Raw genomic sequence first — 14,449 nt, 5'->3', positions numbered from 1 at the left:
CAGGAAGAACCATGCGTTTGCTCCTCCCCGCCGCCGTCGTCGCGGCGACGGCCCTGCTGCTGTCCGCCTGCGGCACCACCGAGAACACCGCCGCCGCGCCGAGCGAGTCCGCCGCCGCGAGCGGACCGGTCACGGTGACCGACGCGCGCGGCAAGGCCGTCACCCTCAAGGCCCCCGCCAAGCGGGTCGTCGCGCTCGAGTGGGGCGAGGCCGAGATGGTCGCTTCGCTCGGTGTCATGCCGGTCGGCGCCGCGGACGTCGCGGGCTACAACGTCTGGGACAAGGCCGTCCCGCTGACCGCCGAGGTCAAGGACGTCGGCAAGCGCAACGAGCCCAGCGTCGACGCGATCGTCGGGCTGAACCCCGACGTCGTCATCATCGCCGACGAGCGTGACTCGACCCTGGTGCCGCAGATCGAGAAGTACGTGCCGGTCGTGGTCACCAAGTCCAGCGACGCGGCCCGGAACTTCGACCGGCTGCGCGAGGACTTCAAGCTGATCGCCAAGACGGTCGGCAAGGAGGCCGAGGCGGACAAGCAACTGTCCGAAATGGACGCCAAACTCGCCGAGGGCAAGAAGGCCGTCGAGGGCAAGGGCGCCACGGGCACCCCGTTCCTGATGGCCGACGGCTATCTCGAAGGCAGCACCGTCAGCATCCGTCCGTTCGGCAAGGGCTCGCTGGTCTCCGACACCGCCGAGGCCGTCGGCCTCAAGAACGTCTGGACCGGCCAGGTCGACGCGCAGTGGGGTCTCGGCCAGACCGACGTCGAGGGCCTGACCGCGATCACCGACCCGAAGACCGTGCTGTTCTACAGCGCGTCCGAAGAGGACGTCTTCACCACCGGGCTCGCGCAGAACGCCGTCTACCAGCGGCTGCCGTTCGTGGTGTCGAAGAAGATCCACAAGCTGGAGTCCGGCACGTGGACCTTCGGCGGCCCGAAGTCGGTCGTCATGACCGCCGACCAGATCGTGAAGGCAGTCACGACCTGATGCGTGCCCGCACCATCGCGGTGTCGGCGGGACTGGTGGTGCTGATCGCCGTCCTAGCCGGCGTCCACCTGACCCAGGGCACTTCGACGTCCGGCCCGCTCGACGTCGTGAAGGCGATCTTCGGTCACGGAGACGCGCAAACCCTCGCCGTACTGGAGGGTTCGCGCGTCCCCCGGCTGCTCGCCGCGTTGCTGCTCGGGGTCGCGCTCGGCGTCGCGGGCGCGGGCATGCAGTCCGTGGCACGGAACCCGCTCGCCTCGCCGGACACGCTCGCGGTCAACGCGGGCGCGCATTTCGCCGTGGTGGCCATCTCCGCGTTCGGTCTCTCGCTGCCGCTCGTCCCGGTCGGCGGGGCGGCGTTCGTGGGCGGGCTCGCCGCGGCCGTCATCGTGCTGGGCCTGGCCGGCGGCGGGTCGGCGAGCCCGCGGCTGGTGCTCGTCGGTTCGGCGGTGCTGCTGGCGGTCCAGTCGGTGACCATCCTGCTGCTGCTCATGTTCGAGCAGGAGACGTCCGGGCTGTTCGCCTGGGGCAGCGGTTCGCTCACCGTGTCCGATCTGCGCGCGACCGGGCAGATGACGCCGATCGTGGTGATCGCCGTGGTGGCGCTCATCGCGATGGGCCGCAAACTCGACGTCCTCGCCCTCGGCGACGACAACGCGACCGTGCTCGGCCTGCGGGTCCGCCGGACGCGGGTCACCGCGATCGTGCTGACCGTCGCGCTGACCGCGGCGGCGGTGACCGTCGCCGGACCGGTCGGCTTCGTCGGGCTGAGCGCACCGGTGATCACGCGGCTGCTGCTGCCGATCGCCAAACACCGCGCGCTGCTGCCGGTGTCCGGGCTGGTCGGCGTCGTGACGGTGCTCGGCGCCGACGTCGTCCTGCGGGCGATCATGGGGTCGGCCGCCGCCGTGCGGGTGCCGACCGGTGTGGTGACGACGATCGTCGGCGCCGTCGTGATGGTGTGGCTGGCGCGACGCGGCCGGGCCAGTGGCTCGCGCCGTCCGGCCCCGGCGGGACGCGTCGGGGTCGCCGGATCGACCCGGCGGCTCGTGACGATCTCCGTCGTCCTGGCCGTCCTGCTCGTGGTCGTCCCGGTGGTGGGGCTGATGCTGGGCGACCGGATGGTGCTGCTCGGCGACCTCGCGAACTGGGTCACCGGCAACACCGGGACCGCGCTCACTTTCGTGCTGGACCAACGACTTCCGCGCGTGCTGGCCGCGTTGCTCGCCGGTGCCGCGCTGGCGGTGTCCGGCTGCGGGATCCAGTCGGTCAGCCGCAACCCGCTCGCCGAACCCGGTCTGCTCGGCATCACCGCGGGCGCCGGGCTCGGCGCGATCACGCTGATCACCATCGTCCCGGCGGTCGGCGCGTGGTCGATCGCGGGTGCCGCCGGTCTCGGCGCGGCCGTCGTGTTCCTGCTGGTCTACGGGCTGGCGTGGCGGTCGGGGCTGGATTCGGACCGGCTGGTGATCATCGGCATCGCGGTCTGGTCGGCCGGGATGGCGCTGATCACGCTGCTGATCGTGGTCTCCGACCCGTGGAACTCGGCGAAGGCGCTGACCTGGCTTTCCGGGTCGACCTACGGGCGCACGCTGGAACAGGTCGCGCCGGTGGCGCTGGCGCTCGTCGCGCTGACGCCGGTGCTGTGGCTCAAGCACCGCGAACTGGACCTGCACGCCCTCGACGAGGACACACCGCGGGTGCTCGGGATGCGCATCGAGCGGTCGAGGCTGGTGGTGCTGGGGGCTTCCGGGATCCTGGCGGCCGCCGCGGTGTCCGCGATCGGCGTCGTCGCGTTCGTCGGGCTGGTCGCGCCGCATCTGGCGCGGTCGCTGGTCGGCGGACGGCACGGCCGGGTCATCCCGGTGGCCGCGGCGCTCGGGGCGGTGCTGGTGAGCATCGCGGACACCCTGGGGCGGACGGTCATCGCGCCCGCCCAGATCCCGGCGGGCCTGGTCATCGCCATGGTCGGGACGCCCTACTTCATCCTGGTCCTCTGGCGGACCCGGCCGTAGAGGGCTGAAGGGGCCCTTCACCGCATGCGATGCGGTGAAGGGCCCCTTCGTGGCGTCTTATGCGGGGAAAGTCCCCTTCAGCCCCCGCCCCTACAGGGTCTTCTGGAGGTGCGTGGCGAGGAGTTTGGTGAAGCGCGAGGGGTCGCCCAGTTCCCCGCCCTCGGCCAGCAGAGCCATGCCGTAGAGCAGTTCCGCGGTCTCCGCGAGGCCCTCGGACTCCCCCTTCTCGGCGAACGACGACCGCAGCCCGGAGACCAGCGGGTGGCCCGGGTTGAGTTCCAGGATCCGCTTGATCTGCGGCATCTCCTGGCCCATCGCGCGGTACATCTTCTCCAGCGTCGGGGTGACGTCGTTCGTGTCGCCGACGATGCAGGCGGGCGACGTCGTCAGCCGCGACGAGAGCCGGACCTCCTTGACCTGCTCCGACAGCGTCGTCGTCAGCCAGGTCAGCAGCCCGGAGAACTCTTCCTTCTGCTCGTCGGTGGTGTCGGAGTCGAGTTCGACCTCGCCCTTCGCGACCGACTGGAACTGCTTCTCCTCGTACCCGGCGACGGCGTCGACCCACATCTCGTCGATCGGGTCGGTGAGCACGAGGACCTCGTAACCCTTGGCCTGGAAGGCTTCCAGATGCGGGGAGTTCTCGATGCTCTGCCGCGACTCGCCGGTCAGGTAGTAGATGTGCTCCTGGCCGTCCTTCATCCGCTCGACGTACTCGCGCAGCGAGGTCGCCTTCTCCGGATCGTTCGTCGAAGCGAACGAGCAGATGTCGAGGATGGCGGTGCGGTTCTCGTGGTCGTCCAGCAGGCCTTCCTTGACGGCGCGGCCGAACTCCTTCCAGAACGTCTCGTATTTGTACGGGTTCTCGTCGGCCATCATGGTCTTGACGGTCGAGAGGACCTTCTTCACCAGGCGACGGCGGATCAGCTGGATCTGCCGGTCCTGCTGGAGGATCTCGCGCGAGACGTTGAGCGAGAGGTCCTGCGCGTCGACGACGCCCTTCACGAAGCGCAGGTACTCCGGCATCAGCGCTTCGCAGTCGTCCATGATGAAGACGCGCTTCACGTACAGCTGGACACCGCGTTTGCGCTCCCGCATGAACAGGTCGAGCGGCGCGTGTCCCGGCAGGAACAGCAGCGCCTGGTACTCGAAGGTACCCTCGGCCTGGAGCCGGATCGTCTCCAGCGGGTCGTTCCAGTCGTGCGCGACGTGCTTGTAGAACTCGTTGTACTCGTCCTCGGTGACGTCGCTGGAGGAACGGGCCCACAGCGCCTTCATCGAGTTGACCGTGGTGGTCTCCTCGCCCTCGGTCATCCGGATCGGCCAGGTGATGAAGTCCGAGTACTTCTTGACGATCTGCTTGATCTTGGTCGCCGAGGTGTAGTCGAAGAGCTGGTCCTCGGCGTCCTCGGGCTTGAGGTGCAGGACGACCGACGTGCCCTGCGGCAGGTCCGGGACCGTCTCGATGGTGTACGTGCCTTCGCCTTCGGACTCCCATCGGACGCCCTCGTCCGACCCCGCGCGGCGCGTCAGCAGCGTGACCTTGTCGGCCACCATGAAGCTGGCGTAGAAACCGATCCCGAATTGGCCGATCAGGTCCTGCGAGGCCGCGGAATCCTTCGTTTCCTTCAGCTTCTTCAGGAATTCGGCGGTGCCGGATTTCGCGATCGTGCCGATCAACGCGACGACGTCGTCCCGGCTCATCCCGATTCCGTTGTCCCGCACGGTGAGAGTGCGCTTTTCGGGGTCGGTGTCGATCTCGATGTGGAGATCGTCGGTGTCCGCCTGGAGTTCCTTGTCGCGGAACGCTTCGAGGCGGAGTTTGTCCAGTGCGTCGGAGGCGTTGGACACCAGTTCCCGCAGGAAGGTGTCCTTGTTCGAGTAGATCGAGTGGATCATCAGCTGCAGCAGCTGACGTGCCTCCGACTGGAACTCGAGTGTTTCGGCAGAGGTGGTCACGCGCCGATATTACCGAGCGCGAAACGCGCTCAAGCCAGCCTCTGCCTGGCCACTTCGACCAGCCCGTCGCCGGAGGCCTGTTCGATCGTCGTGACGCACTCCCGGCCGGTCGCCTCGACCGTCGCGATGACATTGCCGAAATGCGGCCCGGACAGTTTGGACCAGGTGAGCGGATCGGGTCCGACCCCGCCGCGCGTCGCCCATCGGCGCGCGAGCGCGGCCAGCCTGGGCGACCAGGTGGCGGCGAAGACCGGCTGGAGCGGCCGCGGCATCGCGTTGTGCACCGGCGAGCAGGTGAGCTGGTAGACCGCCGACGTCACCGGTCTCGGGTACCGCGCCTCGGCGATGTAGGCGTGGTGGACGTCGCCGGAGAGCACCGCGATGGTCGCCGGCGGGTCTTCCCGGCGTCCCTCGCGGGCGATCATCGCGGCGAGCCGGTCGAACGAGGCGCGGAACGCCGCCCAGTGTTCGAGGTCCGCGGCCTGCCGGATCTTCTCCGCGAGCCGGCCGCGCCACCCGGGGCGCTCGCAGGACCGTTCGTTGAGCGACTGCAGGTGGGAGATGACCGGCGGCAGCAGCCACGGCAGCGAGGACCCGATGAGCAGGTGGTCGCACGGGGCGGCGGCGTTCTCCTCGATCCAGTCGAACTCGTCGTCGTCGACCATCGACCGGGTGCCGCCCGCCAGGATCCGGCCCGCCCGGCTGTCGATGACCAGGAGCCGCACCCCGCCGAAGTCGCGGCGGTAACTCCAGCGCGCGCCCTTGGTGCCGTCGCGTTCGTTGTCGGCCTCGTCGGCGTACGCGACGAGCAGGTCCGCGTTGTCCCCTCCGGAGGTGATGGCCTTCTGGAAGGTGACGTCCTCGGCGAGTTCGGCTGGTCCGAGGTTCCCGAGGTGCTGATACACCCAGTACGTCATGATCGCGCCGCGCAGGCGCTCCTTCCACCACGGCTGCGCGCGCATCTGCCGCTGCCAGGTGTACGAGGTGTTCCAGTCGTCGCGGACGTCGTGGTCGTCGAAGATCATCGACGTCGGCACGGTGGACAGCAGCCAGCGGATCGCGGGTTCGCCCCAGGCCTCGAAATAGAGGTGGGTGTACTCCTCGAAGTCCTTGACCTCGGTCCCCGGCGGCTCCGACGTGTCGCGACGGCGGGCGAGCCACTCCTGCGTCGCGTCCGTGGTTTCGTCGGCGTAGACCTGGTCGCCGAGCATCAGCAGCGCCTCCGGCCATTCGGTTTCCTCGCCCGCGGCCATCCGGCGAGCGTACGCGGCCAGCGCGTCCGGACCGAGGGCGTCGGCGTTCTGGGGTTTCCGGCAGGAGCCGAACACCAGCCGGACCCGCGACTCCTCCTCGGGCAGCGTCCGGATGCGGCTCGGCGGGAACGCGGAATCCTCCAGCGGCCACACCTTTTCGCCGTCCACACGCACTTCGTACTCGACGCTCGAACCGGGTTCGAGGCCGGTCAGCACCAGCAACGCGTAGTGGTGGCCGCGGATCTCGAACGTGGAGACGGTCGTACCGAGGACTTCGACTTCACTCGCGGCCCACGTCTCGACCCACACCGTCGCCGATGTCTCGTCGACGTGCCGCAGCAAGGGACCCAGGCGCAGGCTCATACCCGAAACGGTGCCACAACCGCGCCAAGATCGTGCGCTGAGCGGGACCGCTCAGCCCAGCCGCGCGAAGATCTCCCGGATCCCGGCCAGGTCCTTCTCTCGTTCGGCGTCGTCCTCGTAGTACCCGTCTTCGGCGCGGCCTTCGACGATCAGCTCCGGGGTGAACTCCTCGCCGAACCGGTAGTCACCGAGGCAGTAGGTGAACCCCGACTCGCCGAACGCGTCGAAGCCCTCCCGGCGGCAGTGGTCGACGAAACCTTCGGCCTGCGCCCACCGCTCGCCGTCGAACCAGAACACGCCGCCGGCGTAGAGGATCGTGGCTCCCGTGTCCTGGTCGACGATGTTCAGGGACTCGTAATTCTCCGGGCGATCGCGCACCAGCCGGACGAGGTGCTCGGGGACGCCGCCGTAGAGCGCCTCCTGCTCCGGGTAGGTCCCCTCGGCGAACAGGTTCAAGGCCGACTCGTGGTCGAAGGTCAGCAGCAGTGCGTGCTTGTCCGGCGTGAAGTACCAGACGGCCGACTGCCCGCCGCCGTCGTTCCAGGCGTACCGCACCGCGCCGTCCACCTCGACCGGCTCGATCTCGGTGACCGCGTCGATGATCGCGGCGCGTCGCCGCACTTCGTCGAGGGTCGTCGCGCCGAGGGCCGCCCAGATCTCTTCGCTCACCGGCGCAGATTACCGGCCGTTGAACCGCCTGGGCCCGCGATCCGTGTAACCCGGTGAAGGCAGTCTCCCGGAAAGGTTCCCGCGTTGTCGGTTTTCACGCGTCCCGCCCTGGTGGGCCTGCCGGGCGAGAAGACGGCCGCCCGCGAAATCGCGTCCAGCGCGGTGACCACGCTGTCCGCCGTCCTCGTGCTGTTCGCCCTGCTCGCGCCGGACGACCTCGACAAGCTCACCGCCGAAGCGTTCGTGCGGTTGCCGGTGGAGGCGCTGCTCGGAGTGGCTGTCGTGCTCCTGCTGCGCGACGGGGCCCAGCGGATCGTGGCGGTGTCCGCCGGCGCGGTCCTCGGGCTCCTGACCGTCGTCAAGGCCATCGACATCGGCTTCGGGCTGGCGCTGAACCGGCGGTTCGACCCGGTTTTCGACTGGGGTGTGCTCGGCAACGGCGTCGACCTGCTCGGCACGTCGATCGGCCGGGCGGGGGCGATCGCGTCCTTCCTCGGGCTGACGCTGCTGGCCGTCGTCGTGATCGTGGCGATGGCGCTGGCGACGCTGCGGCTGAGCCGGGTGGTGGCGGGGCGGCGCACCGCGTCGACCAGGGTGACCGCCGTGCTCAGTGTGGTCTGGATCGTGTGCGCGGTGTCCGGCGCGCAGCTCGCCCCGGGGCAGCCGTTCGCGTCGCGCAGCGCGGCCGCCTTCGCCTACGAGGACCTTCGTCAGGTCCGGGCCGGGATCCGCGACCGGGACGCCTTCGCCGCGGAGGTCGCCACCGACGCCTACCGCGACGCTCCGGCGTCCGGTCTGCTGAACGCGTTGCGCGGCAAGGACGTCCTGTTCACCTTCATCGAGAGCTACGGACGGGTGGCCGTCCAGGACTCCGACATCGCGCCCAAGGTCGACGCGGTCCTCGACGCCGGGACCGCGCGACTGAAGAGCGCCGGATACGGCTCGCGCAGCGCGTTCCTGACGTCGCCGACGACGAGCGCGGGAAGCTGGCTGGCGCATTCCACGCTCCAGTCCGGGGTCTGGGTCGACAGTCAGCACCGCTACGACGACTTCGTGAAGACCGACCGGTTCACCCTCGGCGGCGCGTTCAAACGCGCGGGCTGGGAGACCGTCGGCGTCGTGCCCGCGCATACCGAGGACTGGCCGGAGGGGAAGGTCTACGGCTACGACCGCTACTACGACTCACGCACCATCGGATACCACGGCCCGCCGTTCTCCTACGCCACGATGCCGGACCAGTTCACGCTTTCGGCCTTCCAGCGCGCCGAACGCGGGAAGCCGGACCGCCCGCCGCTGATGGCGGAGATCGACCTCGTCACCAGTCACTGGCCGTGGACGCCGCTCCCCCGCATGGTCGACTGGACCGCCGTCGGCGACGGTTCGGTCTACAACCCCATGCCCTCGCAAGGGAAGACGCCCGACGAGGTCTTCACCGATCCCGCCAAGGTGCGCGCCGCGTACGGCGACTCGATCGCCTATTCGCTGAACTCGCTCATCTCGTACGTGGAGACGTACGGGGACGACGACCTCGTGCTCGTGTTCCTGGGTGACCACCAGCCGAACCCGATCGTCGCGGGCGCGGGCGCGGACCGCGACGTGCCGATCAGCGTCGTCACGCGGGACAAGGCGGTGCTCGACAAGATCGCCGGCTGGAACTGGCAGGACGGCCTGCATCCGGACCGGAACGCGCCCGTGTCGCGGATGGACACGTTCCGGGACCGGTTCCTGACCACCTTCGCGCACTGACCCCCGCATTCAGAGGACTAAATGCGGGTCGCGTCGCGGTACCGGTCGGCCAGCTCCCGCAAGTAGTCGACCAATTGCGGGGGTTCGGTGACCCGGAAGGGACGGTTGAGGAGTCCCAAGTGGACGGCCAGTGTCTCGATACTGTCGGCGCCGGTGTGCAGCACGCAGGTGCTCTCGTCGACGGCCTCCACGGTGCCGACGGCGGGGTTGATCCGCGCGGACACCTCCTCGGCGGGCGCGTGCACGACGACGTCGGCCCGGTACCGCCAGGCCGCGGACGACACCCCGCGCCGCACCCGGTCCGTGACGTCCTCGGGCAGGTCACGCGGGGTGAACCGGGGGCCGATCGGGACGCGCGGGTTCAGCCTGTCGACGCGGTAGGTGCGCCAGTCGGCGCGGTCGAGGTCCCACGCGACCAGGTACCAGCGGCGTCCCCAGTTGACCAGGCGGTACGGCTCGACCTTGCGGACGCTCTCCGAACCGTCGTGGCTCCGGTAGCCGAACCGCAGCACCTCGTGATCCCGGCAGCAGGCGGTCAGCACGGTGAGCGTCTTCGCGCCGACGCGCGGACCGGGTTCGTCCCTCGGCACGGAAACCGTGTACGCCTGCAACGCGTTGACGCGGCGCCTCAGCCGCGACGGCAGCACCTGCTCCAGTTTCGCGAGCGCGCGCAGCGATGTCTCCTCGACACCCGCGATGGTGCCGCCGGCGGCGGTGCGGAGTCCTATCGCGACGGCGACGGCCTCCTCGTCGTCCAAAAGCAACGGTGGCAGATCGGCGCCCGCGCCGAGGCGGTAGCCGCCGATGGACCCGCGGGTCGCGTTCACCGGGTACCCGAGCGCGCGCAGGCGCTCGACGTCGTTGCGGATCGTCCGGGAGCTCACTTCGAGGCGTTCTGCCAGTTCAGTGCCGGTCCAGTCACGGGGAGTCTGCAAAAGGGAGAGCAGCCGGAGCAGTCTTGCCGAAGTTTCCAACATTTTTCGAGAGTGCCTTCCCATTAGGAACGACATGTTCCTAATGAAAGCTTACCTTTGTCTCATGAACGAGAACACAGAGATCAGACCCTTCCGCTCCGACGTCCCGCAGTCCGAATTGGACGATCTGGCCGACCGGCTCGCCAAGGTCCGCTGGGCGAACGAACTGCCCGCCGACCAGGTGACCGACGGTGTGCAGCGTGGACCGGTCACGCCGGGCTGGGAGTACGGCGTGCCCTTGGACTACGTGCAGCGCCTGGTCGCCTACTGGCGCGACGGCTACGACTGGCGGGAGTGGGAGGCGAAGCTCAACCAGTACCCGCAGTTCACCACCGAGATCGACGGGCAGAACGTCCACTTCCTGCACGTCCGCTCGCCGGAGCCGGACGCGACGCCGTTGATCCTCACGCACGGCTGGCCGAACTCGGTCTTCGAGTACCTCGACCTCATCGACCAGCTGACCGACCCACGTTCCCACGGAGGCGACGCGGCCGACGCGTTCCACGTGGTGATCCCGTCGCTGCCCGGATTCGGTTTCTCCGGCGCCACCCGCGAGAAGGGCTGGAACCGGTACCGCACCGCGAAGGCGTGGGCCGAGCTGATGCGGCGGCTGGGCTACGAGCGTTACGGCACGCACGGGAACGACGCCGGCTCGTTCGTCGCTCCCGAAATGGGCCGCGCCGACGCCGAGCACGTCATCGGCGTGCACGTCACGCAGCTGTTCTCGTTCCCCAGCGGCGACCCGGCGGAGTTCGAGGGCATGACCGAGCAGGAGCTGGAGTACATGCAGTTCCTCCAGACCTTCAACGACGACATGTCCGGCTACGCGAAGCTCCAGGAGAGCGCGCCGCAGAACCTCGCGCACGCACTGGCCGACTCGCCGACCGGGCAGCTGGCGTGGAGCGCGCAACTGCTGTCGGGCACGAGCGACGACCACGTGCTCACGAACGCCACGCTGTACTGGCTGACGAACACGGCGGCGTCGGCGGCGCGGTTCTACTACGAGGACAAGCACACCGAGCACCCGGCCGAGCCGACGACGGCGCCGACCGGGCTGGCGAGCTTCGCCTACGACTTCCGTCCGCTGCGCCGGTTCGCGGAGCGGGACCACACGAACATCGTGTCGTGGCAGGAATTCGATCGCGGCAGCCACTGGGCGACGCAGGACGCGCCGGACCTGCTGCTGGGTGATCTCCGGGACTTCTTCCGCAAGCTGGCCTGACAAGGCAGTGAGTGGTGAGGACGGGGGGCACCGTCCTCACCACTCACGAGCCGACGATGCCCGCGTAACCCCCAGATACTCGGGCTCGTCCTGACGGAGGCCTCCGGGAAGGCCTCGCGGGGGTGATCGTGGCAGGTGCCGGTTTCAACCGGGCAACAGCAGTAATCTGATGCTCCGGGAGGTGAAGGCGTATTTCCTGCTTCGGTTTCGGTGTGCTGGGCCCGCTCGAGGTGACCCGTGACGGGAAGCCGGTGGCGATCGCCGGGCCCAAACTGCGGGTCCTGCTCGCGGCGTTGCTGGTGCGGGCGGGCTCGACGGTCTCGCTGGACCGGCTCGCGGACCGGCTCTGGGGCGAGGACCGGCCGTCCACGGCCCGCAAGAGCACGCAGGTCTACGCGCTGCGGCTGCGCAAGATGCTGGGCGACGGGCTGATCGAGACCCGTCCGGACGGCTACCGGATCAGCCTGGAGCCCGGGCAGCTGGACCTGCTCCGCTACCGGCGGCTGGCCGACGCGGGCCGGGAGGCGGGCAAAGCGGGCGATTCCGCCAAGGAGCTCGCGCTGCTGGCCGAAGCGCTGGAGTGCTGGCGAGGCCCGGCCCTCTGCGACGTCCCGTCGGAATCCCTCCATCGGGACGAAGCCGCGCAGCTCGACGAGGACCGCCTCCGCACGCTGGAGCGCTGGATCGAGGCCGGGCTCGAAGCGGGCGGGCACCGCGAACTGGTCGCCGAGCTGATCACGCTCACCAAGGAACATCCGTGGCAGGAGACGTTCTGGGCGCAGCTCATCACCGCGCTCGACCGGTCCGGCCGCCGCGCCGACGCGCTGGAGACCTACCGCTCGATGCGCCGGATGTTCGCCGACGAACTGGGGATCGAACCCGGCCCGCGGCTGCGGCGCGTCCACGCCGCGATCCTCGACGAGGGCACCGATCCCCCGAGGGAGACGATCAACCAGCTGCCGCCCGACGTCCACCGGTTCGTCGGCCGCGCGGATCCGATCGCCGAACTCGCCGGATTGCGGCTGACCGCGACCGGGCGCAACGTCGTGATCTCGGGGCCGCCCGGGGTCGGGAAGACCGCGTTCGCGGTGCACGCCGCGCACCGGTTCCGGCCGTACTTCCCGGACGGCCAGCTGTATGTGAACCTCCAGGGCTACGCAGCCGGTCCGCCACTCGACCCGTCTGCCGCGCTGACCCGGTTCCTCGGCGCGCTCGGCGTGCACCGGGACCGGATCCCGGCCGAACCCGCCGACCAGGCGGCCCTGTTCCGCAGTGTGCTGGCGGACAAGAAGATGTTGTTGCTGCTGGACAACGCCGTGCACGTCGACCAGGTCCGGCCGCTGCTGCCGGGGCGGCCCGGCTGCGCCGTGCTGATCACCAGCCGCAACGACCTGCGCGGGCTCGCGGTCAATCCGGGCGCCGTGCACCTGCCGCTCGGCGTGCTCGCCGAGGACGAATCGCGCGCGGTGCTCACCGAACTGCTCGGGCCCGCGCGCACGGCCGCCGAACCCGAAGCGGTCGGCGCCCTCGCCGCCGCCTGCGCGCATCTGCCGCTGGCGCTGCGGATCGCCGGGGCGAACCTCGCCGCCGACACCGGCCGCGGCATCGCGGAGTACGCCGCCGAGCTGACCCGGTCGGGGCGGCTGGAGGAACTGGCCATCGACGGCGACTCGTCGTCGGCCGTGCGGGTCGCCTTCGACCAGTCCTATCTCCGGCTGACCGAACCGGACCGGCTGTTGTTCCGGATGCTCGGCCGCGCGCCGGGTCCGGACTTCGGCGCGCCCGCGGCGGCCGCGGTCGCCGGGGCCTCGCGAACGGAGACCGGCCGCGCGCTCGACCGGCTGGCCGCGGCGAACCTGTTGCAGCGGACCGCGCCCGGCCGCTACCAGTTCCACGACCTCATCCGGGAGTACGCCGCCGAACGCGGGCACGCCGAAGACCCGCAGGACGCCGCGCTGACGGCGTTGTCCCGGCTGATCGAGTCCTATGTGGACACCGCGGCCGCGGCCACCCGCGTGCTGTACGCCGGTGCCGCGTCGCCGGTCTTCGACGAACACACCGCGCTGCGCTGGCTGGACACCGAACGGGACAACCTGGTCGACACGATCGCCTGCGCCACCACGGATCCCGCGTTCCAGCCCGCCGCGTGGCGGCTGATCGACGTCCTGCGCGGCTACCTCCAGGCGAGCGGGCACGCCCGTGAGGCGGTCGCGACCTGCACGGCCGCGCTGCGCTCGGCGACCGAGACGGGCAACCTGCGGGCGCGGCTGTCCCTGCTCGACGTCCTCGGGCAGATGTCGCACAACCTCAGCGACTACGGCCCGGCGATCGAGCACTTCCAGCAGGCGCTCGCCGCCGCGCGGGAGCTGAAGGACCTCGACGCGGAGACCGACGCGCTGCGCAACCTCGGCCGCGCGTCCAGTCAGCAGGGCAAGGCCAGGCAGGCACTGCACTTCCACGGCCAGGCGCTGGCGGTCAGCCGCCGGGCGGGCAACACCGGGGCGGAAACGCTCGCGCTGAACTGCATCGGCGTCATCCACACCTTCTCCGGCAGGCCGAGGACGGCGGTCGGCTGGCACGACCGGTCACTGCGGCTGGCCAGGGAAACCGGTCAGCGCGAGGCCGCCTTCCACGCGCTCAACGGACGCGGGATCGCACTGTGGGCGTTGGGCAGGTTCGACGAGGCGATCGCGGACCACGAGCAAGTGCTCGCCTACACCCGCGAGGCCGGACTCGGCTACGGGGAGACCGCGACCCTGAACTGCCTCGCCGAAACCCACTGCGACGCGGGCCGCCTCGACCTCGCGATGACGCTGGCGACCGAATGCCACGCCCGCTCCGTGCAGATCGGCGACCGGCGCGGCGAGGCGGCGGCCGGGGAGATCATCGCGACGGTGCGGAACCGGCGCGGCGAGCACACGGAGGCGGTCGCGGGCCTGCACGAGGCGTTGCGGGTGTTCACGGAGATCGGTCTCGGCTACGGCCAGGGCTCCGCCCGGATCGGCCTCGCGTTCGCGCACCGGCATCTCGGCGACGCCGCGAAAGCGCTGGAGTACGCCGAAAAGGCGTTGGCCACGCTCCGCGAGAACGGTCAGCTCCTGCTGGAGGCGGACGCCCTCACCGAAATCGCCCACGCCCGGCTGGACCTCGGCGAGCCGGAGGCGGCGCGGGAACTGGCCGACCAGGCGGTGCGGCTCGCGTCGAAACGGGGACGGCGACTGCCCGAAGAACGGGCGCGGGCCCTGAGCCGCCGGGCGTGAGG

General features: G+C 70.1%; 9 protein-coding genes. 5 read left to right on the top strand and 4 right to left on the bottom strand.

What is annotated here, in order from left to right:
- Positions 1-11 precede the first annotated feature (11 nt).
- Positions 12-989 carry an ABC transporter substrate-binding protein gene (locus tag B0293_RS17275; RefSeq protein WP_005164015.1) on the top strand — a complete coding sequence of 326 codons (978 nt, stop codon included), beginning with the start codon at positions 12-14 and terminating at the stop codon, positions 987-989.
- A complete protein-coding gene (locus B0293_RS17270) occupies positions 989-3,004 on the top strand; it encodes an iron ABC transporter permease (RefSeq protein WP_005164016.1) in 2,016 nt (671 codons plus the stop codon). The genes B0293_RS17275 and B0293_RS17270 overlap by 1 nt, the downstream gene beginning before the upstream one ends.
- Positions 3,005-3,094: 90 nt before the next feature.
- Here the strand turns inward: B0293_RS17270 and htpG are convergent, their stop codons facing one another.
- The 3 genes from htpG to B0293_RS17255 are packed head-to-tail and all read right to left on the bottom strand — an operon-like array spanning position 3,095 to position 7,245.
- The gene (gene htpG, locus B0293_RS17265; RefSeq protein ID WP_005164017.1) at positions 3,095-4,960 is read right to left on the bottom strand and encodes a molecular chaperone HtpG; all 1,866 of its coding nucleotides are present in this window, start codon (positions 4,958-4,960) and stop codon (positions 3,095-3,097) included.
- Positions 4,961-4,989: 29 nt separating this feature from the next.
- Positions 4,990-6,576: an alkaline phosphatase D family protein gene (locus B0293_RS17260; protein WP_005164018.1), complete on the bottom strand. Its 1,587-nt coding sequence runs from the start codon at positions 6,574-6,576 to the stop codon at positions 4,990-4,992.
- A 51-nt stretch (positions 6,577-6,627) separates the two neighbouring features.
- On the bottom strand, positions 6,628-7,245 hold the full coding sequence (locus tag B0293_RS17255) for a hypothetical protein (protein ID WP_005164019.1): 618 nt from the start codon (positions 7,243-7,245) through the stop codon (positions 6,628-6,630).
- An 84-nt stretch (positions 7,246-7,329) separates the two neighbouring features.
- Between B0293_RS17255 and B0293_RS17250 the strand changes: the two genes are divergently transcribed.
- Positions 7,330-8,991 (top strand): sulfatase-like hydrolase/transferase, encoded by a 1,662-nt coding sequence (locus B0293_RS17250; RefSeq protein WP_005164020.1) that lies wholly within the window; start codon positions 7,330-7,332, stop codon positions 8,989-8,991.
- Positions 8,992-9,008: 17 nt separating this feature from the next.
- On the opposite strand, the gene B0293_RS17245 is transcribed toward B0293_RS17250, so the two are convergent.
- Positions 9,009-9,968 carry a helix-turn-helix transcriptional regulator gene (locus tag B0293_RS17245; RefSeq protein WP_005164021.1) on the bottom strand — a complete coding sequence of 320 codons (960 nt, stop codon included), beginning with the start codon at positions 9,966-9,968 and terminating at the stop codon, positions 9,009-9,011.
- Positions 9,969-10,029: 61 nt separating this feature from the next.
- Between B0293_RS17245 and B0293_RS17240 the strand changes: the two genes are divergently transcribed.
- Complete coding sequence (locus tag B0293_RS17240) at positions 10,030-11,187, top strand: epoxide hydrolase family protein (protein ID WP_039919223.1); 1,158 nt, start codon at positions 10,030-10,032, stop codon at positions 11,185-11,187.
- Between the two features lie 212 nt (positions 11,188-11,399).
- Complete coding sequence (locus B0293_RS17235; protein ID WP_005164023.1) at positions 11,400-14,447, top strand: AfsR/SARP family transcriptional regulator; 3,048 nt, start codon at positions 11,400-11,402, stop codon at positions 14,445-14,447.
- Positions 14,448-14,449 lie beyond the last annotated feature (2 nt).

The organism is Amycolatopsis azurea DSM 43854, from assembly GCF_001995215.1.
GTDB lineage: Bacteria > Actinomycetota > Actinomycetes > Mycobacteriales > Pseudonocardiaceae > Amycolatopsis > Amycolatopsis azurea.
The sequence above is the reverse complement of the archived record's forward strand: the minus strand, read 5'-3'. Positions and strand labels throughout refer to the sequence as shown.

What these genes read in the sequence shown, in the direction of transcription:
- B0293_RS17275 (WP_005164015.1), top strand. Translation starts at nt 12, where the DNA reads ATGCGTTTGCTCCTCCCCGCCGCCGTCGTCGCGGCGACGGCCCTGCTG.
- B0293_RS17270 (WP_005164016.1), top strand. Translation starts at nt 989, where the DNA reads ATGCGTGCCCGCACCATCGCGGTGTCGGCGGGACTGGTGGTGCTGATC.
- B0293_RS17260 (WP_005164018.1), bottom strand. Translation starts at nt 6,576, where the DNA reads ATGAGCCTGCGCCTGGGTCCCTTGCTGCGGCACGTCGACGAGACATCG.
- B0293_RS17245 (WP_005164021.1), bottom strand. Translation starts at nt 9,968, where the DNA reads ATGTTGGAAACTTCGGCAAGACTGCTCCGGCTGCTCTCCCTTTTGCAG.
- B0293_RS17240 (WP_039919223.1), top strand. Translation starts at nt 10,030, where the DNA reads ATGAACGAGAACACAGAGATCAGACCCTTCCGCTCCGACGTCCCGCAG.